Genomic DNA, 17954 nt, shown 5'->3' with positions numbered 1-17954 from the left:
CTCCTGCAGTCTTATAGAGAGCGATGCAGGAATTACAGTCACAACGGGCACCTTAGCGGCTTCATGAAGAACTTAGACTTGGGATAGCTACTAATGGAGTGCAAGCAATGATCAAGATAAAGCGCGTGTACGACACAGTCGACGTCGAAGACGGAACCCGATTTCTCGTTGACCGATTATGGCCGAGAGGGGTTGGGAAGGATGAAATGAAGGTAGATACTTGGCTTAAAGATGTGGCTCCCAGCACGGAATTGCGAAAGTGGTTTGGCCACGATCCCACCAAGTGGAGTGAATTCCGCCGCCACTATTTCTCTGAGCTAAGAACAAATCCAAATGTGTGGCAGCCAATTGTCGAGGCCGAGAAGAAAGGAGCCGTAACTCTGCTCTATGGCGCGAAGGACGAAACATACAACAATGCGGTTGCCCTTCGTGAATTCTTGAACGCTCATTTGTTTCGTCCGAAATGAACTAAATGCGATTCCCCTGACCTCGCGCGCAATATGAAACCATGCTTGCCCGTGATCTTGCACACATGGAGTTGCGCGATATTCAATATCGTGTCACGATATATATATATGAACAACCAACCAGCTGTGCCTGGCCCGGACTTGCTACTCAGGACATTAGCTGAATTTCGCTATGAACTGCGGCGTTTTTTGCACTTCAGCGAATGCGCGGCTTTGGAAGCGGGATTGCAGCCGCAGCAACATCAACTTCTGCTCCAGTTGGCTGGCGCTCCCGAGAATACGGCTCTAACGATTTCGTATGTGGCCGAACGGCTTGGACTGAAGCACAATAGTGCTGTTGAACTCGCTGACCGCTCGGAGCGCGAGGGACTGCTCGAACGTACGGCTGATGTGGATGACAAGAGGCGAGCTATTTTGCGTGTCACCCGCAAAGGCAGGCTGCTTCTTGGCCGACTCGCTGGCGACCATGCGAAAGAGCTCAATGAACTCGCGCCTCGGCTGACAAAGGCGTTGAAGTACATCTCATTCAATATGCACAGATCAACCGATGCGGAGGCTCGATGAGGTCTCGACCTTCCGCGTTGCGCGACTTCACTGTGGATCGACGGGTATGGCTTTTGACAGGAGTGGCGCTGTTTATCGGCGCGGGTGCGGCAGGTTTGGCTGTGCTCTTGCTGCGAGCCATTGCTCTGGCGACAAACCTCTTTTACTACCATCGTTTGAGCTTGGCTTTGGTCGGCCCTGCGGGATCTCCGCTCTCACCGTGGATCATGCCCGTTGTACCAGTTCTTGGCGGACTATTGGTAGGATTCCTCGCACACTACGGGTCAGATAAGATACGCGGGCACGGAATCCCAGAAGCAATTGAAGCAATCCTGCTACGCGGCGCGCGCGTAGAGCCCAAGGTAGCGCTGCTTAAACCTCTTTCTGCAGCGATCGCCATCGGCTCGGGTGGGCCGTTCGGCGCGGAAGGGCCGATCATCATGACTGGCGGCGCCTTCGGCTCACTTGTTGCACAATGGCTACACCTTACGGATGCCGAACGAACTACGTTGCTGGTGGCCGGCGCGGCTGCGGGTATGTCTGCAACGTTTGCAGCGCCGATCGCTGCGATTCTGCTGGCGGTCGAGTTATTGTTGTTCGAGTGGAGGCCACGTTCTCTGGTACCAGTCGCAGTGGCAAGTGTTGTCGCTGGCGCATTGCGGATCAGCTGGCTCGGAGCGGGGCCATTATTTCCCGTCGAACTGCACTCGTCCACTCCAACGAGCCTGGCGCTCCTTGTTGCCTGTCCAATTGGAATGCTTGTTGGCCTTGCCTCTGCCGGCCTGAGCCGCTTGATGTATAGCCTCGAAGATGGGTTTGAGCATGTTTGTGGTCATCTGAATGTGCATTGGATGTGGTGGCCGGCGATTGGCGGCCTCGGCATTGGCATCGGCGGTTTCTTTTTCCCGCGTGGGTTGGGTGTTGGGTACGATAACATTGCGGAATTGTTGCGCGGGAACGCTCCAATTTCGATGCTGCTGGGGCTGCTTGTCGCCAAGTCGCTGATGTGGACATTTTCGCTGAGTTCCGGTACATCGGGCGGCGTATTGGCTCCTTTGTTGATGATCGGCGCTGCGCTGGGGGAAACGGTTGCTCGACTGGCGCATATGCCAGGCGAAATACAGGCTCTTTGGGCGTTGATGGGGATGGGAGCAATGCTCTCGGGAGCGTTGGGTGTGCCCCTTACGGCGATCCTCTTCTCACTGGAGCTGACCCATGCTCTGCCTGCTCTATTACCTATGACACTCGCATGCACAGCTTCGTACCTTGTTACCTCACTGATCATGCCTCGGTCTATTCTCACGGAGAAGCTGAATCGCCGGGGGTACCATCTGTCTCGCGAATATGGCGTGGACCCACTTGAGATGGTCTGTGTGGGGGATGTGATGGCGGAACTGTCAGCCGAAATTGAGGAGGCCAGCGACGAGCTAGAGCTTCAGCCCAATGTGCTTGCATATACAGATGAGACTTGCCGGTCCGTGGCGGAGGAGATGGCAATGACAGGGGTGGTGAAGATGCAGGTGGTAGATCGCGAGACTGGTCAGGTCTGTGGAAGTATCAGCACGCAGGAACTATTGATTGGACGCAGGCGAGCTATCGTGCGCGAGTTGGAGCGGAACAGATCTTTCCAGCTTGAGTCACAAAGAGAGGGATAACTCTAGGCGGATTCGAACGTTGAACAATTCACGTTCCCAAGAGCTCATCGTCGACCACGACGCTGTTGGGTTCGCTCTATGTGCCGCCCCATGATTTGGATTCCAGAACGCGTCTTCGTTGTCGGCATCGCTTCCGTCTAAACAGGCAAAGTCCTTCTCGACGAGTACTGCCAGCACTCCGCCACGAACGGAAAAATCACGATAGAATCCGACCTGGTCGCTTTCACACCATCCGCGCGTATCTCCGGTCGAGAGCAGGACCACAACCTCTTGCGGCCGGTAACGAAGCGACATCTCTGTTATGACGTCTGAGTGTTCCAAAGCATACGTCCGCTTTGCGCCATCCTCTGGAGCAAAGTGGATTGTCTTCTCGATTCGTCCGCGTGTGCCAAGCGAGCTGTCTCTGAACGCGTGACCCGAAGTCGTAATGAATTTCCTTTGATTCGCAGCTTCATATCGTTATTTCTGAACATTCTCTCTTGCAGACAACGAACTGCAGTGGCCAAGGCCCTCTGTGTCAGCAGTAGCATTTCCACCTGCTTGAATGTGAGTCGACGACTTGGTTGTGAGTCGACGAACAGTATCTTGGTTCGTCAATACACGTCTCGGTGATAGCGATGATCTTCCTTCAGGGTATGCACATATTCTTCGGCCACCTGCGCCGACATGCCGCCCTGTGTTTCTACAATGCGATGCAACGTAGCATTTACGTCCTTCGCCATGTGTGATGCATCACCGCACACGTATACGCTGGCGCCATCCTGCAGCCAACTCCAGACAACGGCGCTTGTTCAAACATTCTGTCTTGTACATAGATTTTGTCGTCTTGATCGCGTAAGAAAGCGGTGTCGAGGCGAGTCAAGTGGCCATCCATACCCGAAACTTCGATCGCGTGCGGGATTGAAGACGCTGTGGAGTGAAGCGAACTCTTCGTCAACACTACTCAAACACTATTGCCTTCGCAAGCTGCCAAAACCGCAAGATGATAGGCTTGGATGTGCCCGATCGGCGTTATGTGGGCGCGTCTCGTATTGAACCTGGCCTGGAGGGCATACAAGTAAGAGTTGGCGTTGATGCGCTGCGTCTGAATCTCTGCCGACAGAGAGACGCTTGCGTTTCCCATTCTCGTGCCACTCCTGGTAGTAGATAGCGGAGTCATACCTCTCGGACCTGCCGTTTACCAGCACCCGATTCGGCTTTAATCACCCTTTTGCAGCGATGACCACCGGGTCTTCTATCGGGTGTGTCGATTCGCTTGGTGAGATTCCCTTCCATAATTAGAAAGTGTGGCAAAACGGTATCCGCTACCGTACCCACGGCTGGAATGTTCATCTTAAGCTATAGAAGGAATTGTGTTTATTTTGGTCGGGGCGGAGGGATTCGAACCCCCGACCCTCTGCTCCCAAAGCAGATGCGCTACCAGACTGCGCTACGCCCCGATACCGGTCCTTCGATAGACGCCGCTTTCAGTTGGTCCGAATGCGGAATCACTCTTCGATTGTACCCTGACTCGGAATTGTTGTCCTTGGTCTCAACCAACAGGCCGCCAGTGAGCCAGCATCGTCACAAGCCAGATCACGAAGGCAACAGGAATGGCGAAGACGATGGCGATGCCTGCGCCAAGAACGAAAAGGAAGCCCCAGTCTCGCCAGGTATGGCGGTGCGGCTCGGCGATGGAGCGGGTGAGCAGTCGGTAATTGCGGCGGTTGGCCTTCCAGAAGATGTCGAAGGCGTCGCCGAGGATGGGAATCGTTCCGATAAGCAGGCCGATGGAGACATTGGTCAGCATTCGCACGAGGGTGATGTAGGGAGTACCGCGGATCCAGGCAACGAGTGGAATGACGAGCGAGAGAATCCCAACCAGGACGTCTCCCAGGCCGGGGATAAGGCCGATGATGCCGTCGATCCCAAATCGAATGCGGGTTCCCGGGATCACGAAGGCTTCGTCGAGAAGAATCTCAAGCCATTGGAGGCGGTCGTCGCTCAGAAGCATGCTGCCTTGGTTCCAGCGATTTCCGGGTCGGGCGCTGGCGGTTTGGCCTGCCCTGCGGCTGGGTTCGGGCGGCTCGACGAGTCCTTGCGGTTGATAGGACGGCATTGGTTTCCTCCCGCCTCACCCGGAAGCGGCGAAACAGATCGCGGTCTCAAGACCGTATCTCAGCTTCGATGCTACAATCAGACATGCGGATGGCGGCTATAGTTCAGCGGCAGAACGCCTGACTGTGGCTCAGGATGTCGTGGGTTCGATCCCCACTAGCCGCCCCAATTCTCGCACAAATCCAGAAGATTCTGTTCTAATCGACTTCGTGATCCCGCCGATTCTTTCGGACGATTCCTCATCAACTCCAGTGCAGAGCATATCGGCCAGCCAGGTCGACGGGCGGCATTCGTCTTTCGAGCGCCCGCATGCGGACTGGTTTACGCCCTTTGAACCGCTGTCGTGGCTGCGAGGCGGTCATGCGCAGACTTTGGCTGGAAACTACTGGCCGCGCGTTCTCCGCGAGATTCCGCATGATCCGGTGGCAGTTGACGTTGATCCTGCGGACCGCAGCCGGGTTTTGTGCCATTGCCACTGGCAGGCGGAACAGGTACGGGCGGATAGGCTGACTCTAGTGCTGCTGCACGGCTTGGAGGGCTCTTCGGATTCGCGCTACATCCTTGGAATCACGCAACTGGCCTGGGATGCCGGTTGCAACATCATTCGCATGAATATGCGGAACTGCGGCGGCACGGATACCTGGTCTCCCACGCTCTACCACTCCGGATTGTCGGCAGACGTGGAAGCTGTGCTGCATTATTTCGTAGATCTGTACGGGCTCCGGCGGGTGGCTATGGCCGGTTATTCGATGGGTGGGAATCTGGTGTTGAAGCTGGCGGGTGAGCTTGGCGCACAGGCCCCCGAGTGGCTGGTGGGCGTCGTGGGAGTAAGCCCGGCGATCGATCTGGCAGCCAGCGCCGATGCGCTGCATGAACCTTCCAATTGCATGTACGAGCGTCATTTTTTGCGCAACCTCATGCGGCGGTTCCGGCGCAAATCCGAGCTGTTTCCGGATATCTATTCCATGGACGGCTTGGGGCAGATCCGGACGATTCGGGAGTTTGACGACCGGATCACGGCGCGCCACAGCGGATTTTCTGGGGCAGACGATTATTATTTCCGGGCGGCGAGCGCCAGGGTGGTTGCGCGAATTACGATTCCAGCGCTGGTGCTCCATGCTTTAGATGACCCCTTCATTCGTCTTACTCAAGAATCGAGACACGCCTTGATGGCGAACCGTGCCGTCACGCTGGTCGAGACACAGCACGGAGGCCATTGCGCATTTCTCCAGAAGACGAATAGAAGCGATGCGACGAGCTTTCCATTTGTTCCTCGAGATTGCCGTCACTGGGCCGAAGCATCGTTGGTTCGCTATCTGATGGCCGTGGCGGGGCATGGCGATGGAAGCTGACTGGGAAGTTGAGATCGGCCCCGGGGCGCCAATTCTGGATGCGCTTTGGCCGGGGTTTGTGGATCTGAGATGTTTTCCCGAACGCGTCTGCGATTTGGAGGAGGCTAGTCTGTTTCCCGCGCTGTCCGGCGCTCTTCTGCGGTTGAATGGACCGGATTCACATCCCGAGTCTAGCGAAGAGGATGGAGCAGGAGTTTTGTCCGTTTGGACCTCCAAATGCGATGTCTGGCGCCTGGAAGGCGGTATCGAGCAGTGCGATCCGGATGAAATGGACGCCGACCCTCTGGATTGCGTGGCTGGAGTGGCTTGCTATATCGATCTTTTGCCAAGAGACCGGGTTACACTTGCGGAGATCGATCGATTGGAAGCGTGGATTCGCAGCAAAGTAGAGAGGATTCGGCAGATGACGGCGCACCGCTGCCGGGCCGATCTGGTGATTCGGCGCGCCTTCGTCGGCGAGCAGGACGGTCTTGGCGTCACAGCCTACCTATCCGCTTGTGGCGCGACCCCCGCTGAAGCCGATGAATCGCTTGGCTGGGCGCTGGCAGTTTTTGCGAAAGCCATCCATGAAACCACGCGGATTCCGACAAAGCACCGAACGAAATTTGAGGCGATACAATAGTTTTGCGGTAAGCCTGTGGGCGAGTAGCTCAATTGGATAGAGCACCGGCCTTCTAAGCCGGGGGTTGCAGGTTCAAGCCCTGCCTCGCCTACCATTTAGAATCAATAGCTTATAAGGTATGTCCATTTCGATTGGACTTTATTTTGTGGACTTTTGTGGGAGTCCGGCTCAGGTCGATCTTTCGAGAACACCATGCCAAACACATCAACTGCATCCCTCTTGGCTTGATTTCGAACGCGAGTGGTGCTCAAGAATTTGCATTCGACACGTGGCAAGGCCCAACACGCTCCATCAGAGAGCGTCGCGCCGCCTATCCAATTTGAGGGGCAGGGACGGATTTCAGTTGCTGGCCATTGCGGGAAGCTGGGCCTTGATCCAGCGGTTGACGCGGGCGTCGAGGAGGTCGAGCGGGAGCGCGCCGCCGGAGAGGATTTCGTCATGGAAGGTCTTCAGGTCGAACTTAGAGCCCAACTGCTGTTTTGCGCGTTCGCGTAGCTCGCGGATCTTGAGCTGGCCGAGTTTGTAGCTACATGCCTGGCCCGGACCGGAGATGTAGCGGTCGGTCTCGGCCTGGATGGTGGGTTCGTCGATGGCGTGGGAACCACGCATATACTCCACGACCTGATCGCGGCTCCAGCCCTCGTCGTGAATGCCGGTATCGACAACCAGACGGACAGCCCGAAATAGCTCCGAACGAAGGCGGCCATAATCGGAGCCTGGGTCCTGATAGAAGCCAATCTCTTTGCCGAGTTCCTCGGCGTAAAGGCCCCAGCCCTCGGTGTATGCGGAGTTTCCGCCATGTTTACGGAACTCTGGCAGGCCGGTGAGGGACTGCTGGATAGTGATCTGAAGGTGGTGTCCGGGAACGCCCTCGTGATAGGCGACAGCCTCGTCGTTGATATAGCTGCGATGGGTGGGGTCAGAAACCGCGACGGAGACGCGGCCGGGACGCTTGCCATCCGGGGTTCCACCCTGGTAATGCGTGGCGGCGGTAGCCTGGAAGGGCGGGATCGGCTCGACAGTGACGGCGGTTTTGGGCAGCAGATTGAAGAGTTCAGGCAGGCGCGGCTGCATTTGAGCAATGTACTTGCGGAAGTCTTCGACGATGGCTTCTGCGGAGACAGCCTGATACTTGGGATCGTTTTCGACGTGGTCGCGGAAGCTGGCGAGGTCCGGATAGCCGTTGGCCTTGGCGAGTGCTGTCATCTCTCCGGTGATGCGGTCGACCTCCTTAAGGCCGATTTCGTGAATCTGCGTGGCTGTGAGGTCAGTCGTGGTGAAGCGGCGGAGAGTGGCCTGGTAGCGGCGCTTGCCTCCGCCGAGGGAGTTGATAGAGAGCGTAGTGCGGGTGTGGGGGATGTAATCCGTAGTGATGAAGGCAGCAAACTGCTTGTAGGCCGGAAAAACCTCATTGTTGACCGTGGATGTGATCTCGTCCGTGAGACGCTTTTTCTCCGCATCGGAAAAGCTAGCGGGGAATTTCTTCAGCGGCAGGACGAAGGGGTTGGCAGCGATAACGCCCTCGGCCTGGCCAGGAATCTTTTCGGCGATGAAATTGACGGGCACGAGGTGATCGCTCACGCCGGCGCGGAGGACATCCTCGGTCTGGAGGAAGGCCTTGGGGATCTGATGGAGGCGAGAGATGTAGTCCTCGTAATGCTTTACCGAGTCGAATGGCATGGACAGCGGAAGGTCAGCGAGGTTGGCATGGATGCCCCCTCCGCCGCCTGACGCACTGAGAGGCATCTCGAACTCTTTGAGGTCGTAGTCCTCGACGCGCTGCTGGAGCTGGCGGAGAAAGAGGTCGTGAGAGATCAGATCCTGCTCGGGAAAGCCTGTAGCATCAATGGCCTTGATGCTGGCCAGGTCCGCGAGGTCGCGCTGGTGCCGGGCGGCAGAGGCAGCGAGGGAGTAATCGCCGAGTTGGTCGTTGTAGCGATAGTCGGCGACGGCAGTCGCCAGGATGGGATTCATCTTGAGGGTGGCCTGCCACGAGTCGTCAAAGAGGGCGTTCTGGGCGGCGAGGCGCGATGCCACGGATTCGTGCGGGGTTGCGGGCGTTTGGGCTGAGGCGAACGGAGAAACACTAGCCAGAAAAAGGGCGGTGGTAGCCAGCAGGTTGGGACGCATGCGGACCAGATTAGCAGAGCACTTCGAACCGCGGACGGAAAAGTTCAGCGGGCGAAGTCAGTGCTTACGGTCTCGGGGGCCTCGATTCTGGGACTCACAACGGTGTAATTCATCCCCTTTATGCATATCGAAAAAGGGCCTTGAAGCCGTAGTCCATGTGCTGCTGGATATGGCAATGGAACAGAGCAAGCCCGGGCTGATCCGCCGTAAAGTCGACGACGGCCCGGCCATAGTACGGCACGACAACCGTATCCTTAATTATGCCGGCGGTCTTTTTCCCATTGATTTCGGCCAGCTCCCACAGATGGCGGTGCAGGTGCATGGGATGGGCATCGTCTGTGCGATTTCGCATGACAAGCCGATAACGCGCGCCTTGCTGCAACACAAATTCCCGTTCGTGCGGATAAGGCTTGCCGTTTACAAGCCACAAATTGAATTTGCCGGCTCCGCCCGGGATCTTCTCAAAGATCAACTCGATCGTCTGTTGCGGCGCGGGTGAGCTGGAACCGGCGGCCCCGAAGATGGTGTAGTCCCAGCGCGCTTTAGGCGGATCGACCCACTGCGGTGGACGGTGCTGGTCCGCGTATTCGACCACAACGCCCAGTCCCGATTCGCGCACCGTCTTCTCCGTCGAGCCAAGAACCCAGACCCCAGGATTCTTCATTTCGACCTCGACATCAATGCGTTCACCCGCGCCGACAAAGATCGAATCGAGCAATTGCGGAGTTGGGACAGGGTTTCCATCCAGCGCGATTACTTTCATCCGGTGTCCGGCAAAGGCAATGCGGCGGTTTTCAATCGCGCTGGCATTGAGGAAGTGAATCAACAGCCGCTGGCCCTGGCGGACACGGATCGGCTCGCCCGATCCAAGAGCCTTGTCATTGATCGAGTAGGTCATCGAACCAACTTCAAGGCCGTCCGGATCGGTATTGAGCGTGGCTGGCTTCTCCAGCAACGGCCCATCATGCGTATCGTCGTCTTCATCGTCCATCGTGCCGGTAAAAAACGGCTCCCAGTCTCGCAGCGCGAGGAAGAGCTCCTGATCGTATTGGCCCGGATCGCGACCGTTCTCGACATACACAAAGCCAAACTGACCGGTGTAAGCGCCCTTGTGTAGATCATCCATCGCCATTGCGTGGGAGTGATACCAGCGGCTTCCGGCAGGTCCGGGAGTGAGATTAAAGCGCCGCTTCCCGCGCGGAGCCACAACCGGCGCACCTTCTTCCTCCGTGCCATCGACCTCCGGAGGGATCAGCATCCCGTGCCAATGCACCAGTTCCGGTGTATCCGTATCGTTGATTACCTCGACCGTGACCGGCCTACCCTCGCGCATCCGCAGCACCGGCCCGGGCGCAATGCCGTTGTAGCCAATGGTCGAAAGAATATGCGAGCGGTCGAGCTCGACGGTCACCGGAGCGATCCGCAGAGTGTAATCGGCTTTGCTTTCAACGGCTGCGGCCTGTGCGCCAAACAGAATTCGTGACGCTCCGGCCTGCGCCAGAGCCATGCCGCCAAGCTTGAGGATTTCGCGTCTGTTCACAATCACGCCGGAGGGAAATCAGGGCCGTGCAATGACTGCATCCTCTCACGCGCAAAGCTGCCCAGACAAGTTGCTCAGACAACCAGCCACGCACTTGAGGCCTGCACGCTCAGGGCGCTGCAACCAACCGCCGGGTTGGACCGTCTAACCGGCAAACGTCTTCGGTTCTCGCGCGTTTTCTCCACGCGGAGGTTCCTCCATGAAGATTTCGCGTATTGCCATCACGGCGATCTCAGCCATGGCCTTCTGCGGAGCCCTCTGGGCCTGGCAGCAGACGGCTGACTTTGGCTTTGGCAACGACGACTCACCCACCAATGTGAAGGCGGAGTTCTACTGGTCCCGCCTGGCTTATTCCTCGCGCCTCTCTTACGCTGCGAGTGCCCAGACCTTTGGTGGCTATGGCCGCCGCTGGTTCAATTCCTGGTCGCGCGACTATCCCAAAGCTGACCGCCAGTTTCTCATTGCCATGCACCGGTTGACCCGCATCGACGGCCGCCCTACGGAGCAGGTGGTAACGCTCGACTCCGATGAAATCTTCAATTATCCCTGGATTTACGCCGTTCAGGTGCAGAACTGGGCCTTTACAGACGCGGAAGCCAAGCGGCTGCGGGAGTATCTCCTCAAAGGCGGCTTTCTCATGGTGGATGATTTCCACGGCACTGAAGATTGGGAGAATTTCATGAATGGCATGCGGCAGGTGTTGCCCGACAAGCCTATTGAAAACCTCCAAAGCGGAGATGAAATCTTCCACACCCTCTACGACATCGACGATAAGATGCAAATACCCGGCGAACAATACGTCTGGTCTGGCCGCACTTACGAGAAAGACGGATATCAGCCTAAGTGGCGTGCGATTCGCGACGACAAGGGCCGCATTATCGTCGCTATCTGTCATAACATGCACTTGGGCGATGCATGGGAGTGGGCGGACGATCCGAACTATCCCGAAACCTTCGCGTCGATGGCCTTTCGTGTCGGGCTGGATTACATCATCTATGGAATGACTCATTGAACTCTACCGGGCCAAGATAAGAGCCCAGCACAGCAATCGGTTTACGGAGAACTGGAAACGCGGATGTTTCAGTTCCTATTCAAGTACCCGAGCCCGGTGTTTACCAAAGGCCGGTTCGCGCTGCTCAGTGCGTGGCCGGCTTGGCTGCTGCCTGTATTCATCTTGATTTCCGTCGGAGGGCTGGCTCTGCTCATCCGCTGGCGATTGCGACACTCAGAAGCGAAGGTCCACGGCGGCAGGGCAGGCGCGATCTGGGGCATGCAGTCAACCTTGGTTGCGCTGCTGCTGCTCCTGTTGTGGCAGCCGGCCATGATCGTAGGCGAACTGAGTTCGAGGCAGAACATCATCGCCGTAGTAGTCGATGGATCGCGCAGCATGGGTATTGCCGACGGCGACGGAAAAACGCGCGAGGACGCCGCCATCGCAGCGTTGGATAACGGTGTTTTGGCTGGACTGAAAAATCGCTTCCAGACGCGCATTTACCGACTTGGGGGAGGACTGACGCAAGTCGGTGCTCCGAATGAAATCGCGCCCGTAGATGCTGCTACTCACATCGGTCAAGGGCTGGAGCAACTCGCGCAAGAAACTCGAGACCTCCCGGTCGGAGCCATACTCCTGTTGAGTGACGGAAGCCAGAACTCAGCAGGCATCGGCAGCTCCGGTATCGGCTCAGATGCGTTGCAGGCCCTCAGGGAGCGCCATTTGCCCGTGCACACCATAGGGTTCGGTAAGCCCGAACATGAACACGATGTAGAGATCGAAGACGTCAGTGTGGCGGCAAGCGCTGTGGTGAATGCGAAGATTTCAACCGCGGTCACTCTGATGCAACACGGCTATGCGGGGCGCCAGGCAACGCTCACTGTACGTGACGGTGATAAGACTCTCGCGCAGCGCCAGATCACATTGACGACGGACGGCCAGTTGCAGACCGAACCGTTGTTTTTTCCCGCTGGCAGTGCGGGCGCAAAGAGTCTCGCCTTTGCAGTAGAGCCGCTCCCCGGCGAGGAATCGATCACCAACAACGTGATGACGCGTCCCATCGTGGTCGGCAACGCCAAACGGCGCATTCTCTACATTGAGGGCGAGCCGCGCTGGGAGTACAAGTTCATCCGCCGCGCAGAAGAGGATGATCCGACAGTACAGATCGTATCTATGTTGCGCACAAGCGAAAACAAGATCTATCGCCAGGGCATCAGCGACCCGGCCGAGCTCGCCGGAGGCTTTCCCGTGCGCGCCGAGGATCTCTTCAGCTACTCCGGCATCATCATCGGCTCCGTCGCCGCCGATTACTTCACCCCCTTGCAGCAGGAACTGCTGCGCGAGTATGTCGATCGCCGTGGTGGCGGCCTTCTTTTTCTCGGCGGCAGTTCTTCTCTCAGCGACGGAGGCTGGCGCGCCTCCAGCTTGAGTGAATTGCTGCCCACATTTCTGCCATCGGGTAATCACAACTTCCGCCGCAATCCCGCCACCGTAGAACTGACTGCGGCGGGCATCGACTCACCCATCACGCGCCTGCTCGACGATCCCGAAAAAAATGCGGAGCGCTGGAAAAAGCTGACCTATCTCGCGGACTATGAAGACCCCGGTTCCCTCAAACCAGGCGCGACCGAACTAGTCGATCTACATACCGGACGTCGCACATTGCCGCTGCTCGTCACGCAGAGCTACGGAAGCGGGCGCACGGCCATCCTGGCCACTGGCGGAACCTGGCGCTGGCAGATGAGTGAAGCGCTTGGCGATCCCTCCCACGATCTTTTCTGGCAGCAACTCCTGCGCTGGCTGGTTGCCGAGTCACCCGGTCCGGTTGCTGCCTCTATTCCGTCGCGCCTGCTCATGGATGAGGGAAGCGTGCAGCTTATCGCGCAGGTACGCGACCGGACATTTCAACCTGCAGCAGACGCGCATGTCACCGCACACATCGTCGGCCCCGGCGGTGTCGATGCCCTCGTCGAACTAACGCCCTCCCAAACCACGCCAGGACAATACCAGACAGAGTGGACGGCGGAGAAACCCGGCACGTATCTGGCGGAAGTGGCAGCGGAATCCGCAAGCAGCCAGCAGCAGGAACTGGGCCGCGACGTAGTCACGTTCCAGCGCGAGAACGGCGTCGCAGAGAACTTTCACACGGAGCAGAATCGCGCCTTTCTCGAACAACTCGCATCGCAAACCGGCGGTCGCTATTGGAAACCCTCCGAATTGAAGAATCTGCCGCGTGACATCTCCTACTCCGAAGCCGGCATCTCAGTCCGTACCGTCAAAGAGCTGTGGAACATGCCCATCGTGTTCCTATTCCTGCTAGGCCTGCCAATCGCCGAGTGGCTGCTGCGGCGAAAGTGGGGAATCGTATGAAGCGCGCGATCTTATTGGCTTCCGCGTGTTTCTTCGCGCTCCAGGCGCACGCCACGACTTACTACGTCATCGTCGCTGGTCTTGGCGGAGAGCTCGACTACGAGCAGCGTTTTACATCAGCCGCAAAGGACCTTGACCGCATCTTCCAATCCTCAGGCCCCACCGCACACGTCGTTACTCTCAAAGGAGCGCAAGCCACGGCAGCGCAGTTCCGCGACGCGATGAGCTCAGTCGCGCGCGAGGCGAAAGCCGAAGATGACTTTGTGCTGATCCTCATCGGCCACGGCTCATTCGATGGCGTTGAATACAAATTTAATCTCATAGGCCCTGACGTGACTGCAGGCGAAATCGCCGCCTTGTGCGGCCGCATCCCATCGCGCCGCCAACTCATCGTCGATACCACCAGCGCCAGCGGCGGCGCGGTGTCGGCGCTCGAGAAGTCGGGTCGCGCCGTCATCGCCGCGACCAAATCCGGCACTGAGAAAAATGCAACCGTCTTCGTTCGGTATTGGATAGAAGCATTGCAAGACCCTTCCGTCGACACAGACAAAAGCGACTCCGTCAGTGCCATGGAAGCCTTTCGTTACACAACACAGAAAACCGCTGCTTTTTACGATGCTGAGAAACGGCTTGCAACTGAACACGCGGTCTTCAACGACGTGGGTCACGGTGAAGCTGTGCGCGAATCCGGCAATGGTGAGGGATCGCTGTTGTCGAGCTTCACGCTGCTGCGCCTCGGCGCGAGTCAAACGGCCGCCAACGATCCGGCGAAGCTCGCGTTACTGGCCAGGAAGGAAGAACTGGAGCAGAAGATAGATATCCTGAAGTATCAGAAAGCGGCGATGGATCCTGCGGATTACAAGAAACAGCTCACGGATGCTCTGGTAGAACTGGCACAAGTGCAGGGGAAGCTCGATGAATAAGACAAAGCCAATACGACACGTCACTTGGCTTCCGGCCATCCTGCTCACGTGCTTCGTGTCGGCCCGGGCCGTTGTCCCTGACGACTGCTGGATGCAGCGCAAGCACGGCCATGATGCTGAAGCGCAGGCCTGCTTCGAAGCGCTCATGCGAAGCTCTGATGTTTACCTCCGCGCCGAAGGCTTCTGGGGAGTCGAAGACTGGGATCGCGCCAATGAGCAGTTCCGTCTCGCCACACAGCCAGCAGACAGCAATGCGCTTTACAAAGTGCGCTGGGGTCTGTTGCTGCACGAGCGTTTCAACCAATCCGATGCTGCCGATCTCTTTCGTGAAGCACTCCAGAAAGATCCCGGGAATGCCGAGGCATATCTCGGACTTGCGCGCGTCTCCGCCGATGGCTTCGACGGCAAAGCCGCAACCTATCTTGCGAAAGCCATCGAACTCGATCCGAAATTCTCCGAGCCCCATGAGCTGATGGCTGAACTAGCTCTTGAAAACGATGATCGCGATGCAGCCGCTGCCGAGGCCGAAAAAGCTCTCGCCCTTGAGGCTGATTCGCTTGATGCCATGGCCACACATGCAGCTATCGAATTGCTGGCCGATCGCGCTCCCGATGGATGGTTCACTAAGATGGCGGCCATCAACCCCCATTATGGCGAAGGATACGCGCAGGTCGCACATCAGCTTGAGTTGCACTATCGCTACGAGGATGCAGTCACGTATTACCGCAAGGCGATCGATGCTGCCCCGCGTCTTTGGTCAGCTCATTCGGCTCTGGGCATCGAGCTGATGCGGCTGGGCAAAGAAGACGAGTCGCGCCAGCAACTGGAACTGAGCTACAACAATGGCTATCGTAATAAAGCCACGGTCAACAGCCTGCGACTGCTCGACAGCTACAAGAACTTCGATACGATCCGCGATAACACAACGATTCTGAAACTCCATAAGTCAGAGGCCGCGCTGCTTCAGCCCTACATGCAGGCGGAACTGCATTCGATTCTCGCCGCTTATGAAAAGAAATACCAAATGAAGCTTCCCGGCCCTGTGCAGGTCGAAGTCTATCCCGACCACGAAGACTTTGCTGTGCGCACCATGGGCATGCCTGGGTTGGGCGCTCTCGGCGTGACCTTTGGCGACGTGGTCGCAATGGACAGCCCATCGGCGCGCAAGCCGGGAGACTTCAACTGGGGCGCAACGCTCTGGCATGAGATGAGCCATGTCTACATCCTTACCGCGACCAATCATCGCGTGCCGCGCTGGTTCACAGAAGGCCTCGCTGTGCACGAAGAAGGCGAGCGCTCGCCCGAGTGGAGCGATCGCGTTACGCCTGATGTACTCGTCGCGATACGCGACAAGAAGCTTTTGCCCGTCGTCAAGCTGGATCGCGGCTTCGTCTATCCCGAGTATCCCGCGCAGGTCATTGTTTCCTACTTCCAGGCCGGCGCCATCTGCGAGTTCATCAAGGAAAAGTGGAGCGAAGGCAAGCTCCTCGACATGGTTCATTCGTATGCAAAGATGCAGAGCACGCAGCAGGTGATCCAGCAGGACCTCAACCTCGCGCCAGAGAACTTCGACAAGCAATTCCTCGCGTGGATCGACCAGAAGTACGGCCCGGAAGTCGCGCATTTCGATCAGTGGCGCGATAAGCTCAAGGCGCTCGTCGCTGCGGCGCAGCAGCAACAGTATGACGTTGTGCTGAAGGATTTACCTGCCGTGCTTGCCATGTATCCCGAGTACGTGGACGAAGCAAACGCCTACGAATTGATGGCCGAAGCGGACAAGGCTCACGACGATTCCAAAGCAGAAGCTGCAATCCTGACTGCATATGAACATCAGGGCGGCCAGATGACGAATATGTTGAAACGCCTGGCTGCACTCGAAGAAGCTGCCGGAGAAAAGGCGGAAGCCGTAGCAACGCTTGAACGCCTGAATTACATCTACCCAGTGAAAGACGAAGATCTGCATAGGCATTTAGGCGACCTGCTCTATGCGCAGCAGCAATATGGCCGCGCCATCGTTGAATATAACGCTCTCATAGCGTCCAATCCCGTAGACAAGGCCGGCGCGCAGTTCAGTCTTGCGCAAGCGTACTTCGCTGCAAACCAAAAGGACAAGGCCGAAGAAAGCGTACTGGCCGCGCTCGAAACCGCGCCTGGCTATCGCCCCGCGCAGAAGCTGCTTCTGCAACTGCAACAAGCATCTGCAACTCCCAAATGACGCGAAAGGAATTCGATGACTTCATTTACTGGATTGGATGAGGATGCAGAGCTGCTGCAACAACGCATCGAACGCTTCCATGTAGTGCGCGAAAAAATTCTGCGACAGGTGCGAGAGGTGATCGTGGGCCAGCACGAGGTGCTGGAACAGATCCTCATCGCTCTCTTCGTAGGCGGCCATTGCCTCATGACCGGTATGCCCGGTACTGCTAAAACGCTGATGGTGCGAACCATGGCCGAGGCGCTCGGCCTTGAGTTTCGCCGCATCCAGTTCACGCCCGACCTGATGCCCTCGGATATCACCGGCACCGACATCATTGAAGAAGATCTCGAAACCGGTCATCGCAAATGGACCTTCGTCGAAGGGCCGATCTTCGGCAACATACTGCTGGCCGACGAGATCAACCGCACTCCACCGAAGACGCAATCCGCCCTTCTCGAAGCCATGCAGGAGCACTCATGCACCGTGCGCGGCCACATCTATCGCCTGCCCGCGCCGTTCTTCGTGCTGGCAACACAAAACCCCATCGAGCTCGAAGGCACGTATTCACTGCCGGAAGCGCAACTCGACCGGTTCCTCTTCAATGCGCTCCTCGAAGACCTGAGCGCCGAAGACGAGTTGAAAGTCATCGACCGCACCACGACCACTCGCCAGACAAAGGTCGAAGCTGTGACCTCAGCCGAAGACCTGCTCGACTTCCAGCAGCTCGTGCGCATGGTGCCCATTGCCGAAACTATTTCGCGCTACGTCATAAGCCTGGTACGCGCGACGCGGCCCAGGAATGAGACTGCGCCAGCATTCATCAAGAAGTACGTCAACTACGGAGCCAGTGTGCGCGCCGCGCAGTTTATCGTTCTGGCTGCCAAGGCGCGGGCGCTCTCATATAAGCGCTATCACGTCACGTACGACGACATCACAGCCATGACCACACCAGTACTGCGGCATCGCGTTCTGCTCAATTTCCATGCAGAATCCGACCGCATCGACACAGACGAGATTCTCAGGCAGCTCGTGGCGTATGTACCGCGGCCCAGCGAGAAATAAAGGAA

15 protein-coding genes, 3 tRNA genes and 1 pseudogene are annotated in these 17954 nt (G+C 57.5%); 12 read left to right on the top strand and 7 right to left on the bottom strand.

All coding sequences use genetic code 11. The features are described from left to right. Positions 1-107: 107 nt before the first annotated feature. The 3 genes from OHL23_RS27050 to OHL23_RS27040 all read left to right on the top strand — a co-directional run bounded on the left by OHL23_RS27050 (position 108) and on the right by OHL23_RS27040 (position 2665). Positions 108-467 carry a DUF488 domain-containing protein gene (locus tag OHL23_RS27050; RefSeq protein ID WP_263355176.1) on the top strand — a complete coding sequence of 120 codons (360 nt, stop codon included), beginning with the start codon at positions 108-110 and terminating at the stop codon, positions 465-467. Between the two features lie 108 nt (positions 468-575). Next, a complete protein-coding gene (locus OHL23_RS27045) occupies positions 576-1031 on the top strand; it encodes a MarR family winged helix-turn-helix transcriptional regulator (RefSeq protein WP_263355175.1) in 456 nt (151 codons plus the stop codon). Further along, complete coding sequence (locus OHL23_RS27040) at positions 1028-2665, top strand: chloride channel protein (RefSeq protein ID WP_263355173.1); 1638 nt, start codon at positions 1028-1030, stop codon at positions 2663-2665. Before OHL23_RS27045 ends, OHL23_RS27040 begins: the two co-directional genes overlap by 4 nt. On the opposite strand, the pseudogene OHL23_RS29100 reads toward OHL23_RS27040, so the two are convergent. The 5 genes and pseudogenes from OHL23_RS29100 to OHL23_RS27020 form a co-directional block, all read right to left on the bottom strand. Then, positions 2648-3120 (bottom strand): annotated as a pseudogene (locus OHL23_RS29100) (DUF7009 family protein). The gene OHL23_RS27040 and the pseudogene OHL23_RS29100 overlap by 18 nt on opposite strands. A gap of 138 nt (positions 3121-3258) precedes the next feature. After that, positions 3259-3387, bottom strand: coding sequence for a hypothetical protein (locus OHL23_RS27035; protein WP_263355172.1), 129 nt, complete (start codon positions 3385-3387; stop codon positions 3259-3261). 221 nt (positions 3388-3608) lie between these two features. Continuing rightward, positions 3609-3788 carry a hypothetical protein gene (locus tag OHL23_RS27030; protein WP_263355170.1) on the bottom strand — a complete coding sequence of 60 codons (180 nt, stop codon included), beginning with the start codon at positions 3786-3788 and terminating at the stop codon, positions 3609-3611. 239 nt (positions 3789-4027) lie between these two features. After that, positions 4028-4104 (bottom strand) — tRNA-Pro (locus tag OHL23_RS27025). Positions 4105-4196: 92 nt separating this feature from the next. Continuing rightward, positions 4197-4763 (bottom strand): DUF4112 domain-containing protein, encoded by a 567-nt coding sequence (locus tag OHL23_RS27020; RefSeq protein WP_263355169.1) that lies wholly within the window; start codon positions 4761-4763, stop codon positions 4197-4199. 92 nt (positions 4764-4855) lie between these two features. Here OHL23_RS27020 and OHL23_RS27015 point away from each other — a divergent pair. From OHL23_RS27015 to OHL23_RS27000, 4 genes are all read left to right on the top strand, one after another. After that, positions 4856-4930, top strand: a tRNA-His gene (locus tag OHL23_RS27015). After that, complete coding sequence (locus tag OHL23_RS27010) at positions 4903-6114, top strand: YheT family hydrolase (protein WP_263355168.1); 1212 nt, start codon at positions 4903-4905, stop codon at positions 6112-6114. The genes OHL23_RS27015 and OHL23_RS27010 overlap by 28 nt, the downstream gene beginning before the upstream one ends. Continuing rightward, positions 6098-6736, top strand: a complete 639-nt coding sequence (locus OHL23_RS27005; protein ID WP_263355167.1) for a hypothetical protein — start codon at positions 6098-6100, stop codon at positions 6734-6736. The genes OHL23_RS27010 and OHL23_RS27005 overlap by 17 nt, the downstream gene beginning before the upstream one ends. Before the next feature lie 17 nt (positions 6737-6753). After that, positions 6754-6830, top strand: a tRNA-Arg gene (locus OHL23_RS27000). Between the two features lie 245 nt (positions 6831-7075). Here OHL23_RS27000 and OHL23_RS26995 read toward each other — a convergent pair. Next, entirely contained in the window at positions 7076-8866 is a 1791-nt protein-coding gene (locus tag OHL23_RS26995; RefSeq protein WP_263355165.1) for a DUF885 domain-containing protein, read from the bottom strand. Positions 8867-8984: 118 nt separating this feature from the next. Beyond that, positions 8985-10406, bottom strand: coding sequence for a multicopper oxidase family protein (locus OHL23_RS26990; RefSeq protein ID WP_263355163.1), 1422 nt, complete (start codon positions 10404-10406; stop codon positions 8985-8987). Between the two features lie 199 nt (positions 10407-10605). On the opposite strand from OHL23_RS26990, the gene OHL23_RS26985 reads away from it, so the two are divergent. From OHL23_RS26985 to OHL23_RS26965, 5 genes are all read left to right on the top strand, one after another. Continuing rightward, complete coding sequence (locus tag OHL23_RS26985; RefSeq protein WP_263355162.1) at positions 10606-11418, top strand: DUF4159 domain-containing protein; 813 nt, start codon at positions 10606-10608, stop codon at positions 11416-11418. Between the two features lie 63 nt (positions 11419-11481). Next, entirely contained in the window at positions 11482-13767 is a 2286-nt protein-coding gene (locus OHL23_RS26980; protein WP_263355161.1) for a hypothetical protein, read from the top strand. Further along, positions 13764-14690: a hypothetical protein gene (locus OHL23_RS26975; protein WP_263355160.1), complete on the top strand. Its 927-nt coding sequence runs from the start codon at positions 13764-13766 to the stop codon at positions 14688-14690. The genes OHL23_RS26980 and OHL23_RS26975 overlap by 4 nt, the downstream gene beginning before the upstream one ends. Then, on the top strand, positions 14683-16905 hold the full coding sequence (locus tag OHL23_RS26970) for a peptidase MA family metallohydrolase (RefSeq protein ID WP_263355159.1): 2223 nt from the start codon (positions 14683-14685) through the stop codon (positions 16903-16905). Before OHL23_RS26975 ends, OHL23_RS26970 begins: the two co-directional genes overlap by 8 nt. Positions 16906-16920: 15 nt before the next feature. Then, positions 16921-17949, top strand: a complete 1029-nt coding sequence (locus tag OHL23_RS26965) for an AAA family ATPase (RefSeq protein ID WP_263355158.1) — start codon at positions 16921-16923, stop codon at positions 17947-17949. The last annotated feature ends 5 nt before the right edge of the window (positions 17950-17954 follow it).

The organism is Acidicapsa acidisoli (assembly GCF_025685625.1).
Taxonomy (GTDB): Bacteria; Acidobacteriota; Terriglobia; order Terriglobales; family Acidobacteriaceae; genus Acidicapsa; species Acidicapsa acidisoli.
The sequence above is the reverse complement of the archived record's forward strand: the minus strand, read 5'-3'. Positions and strand labels throughout refer to the sequence as shown.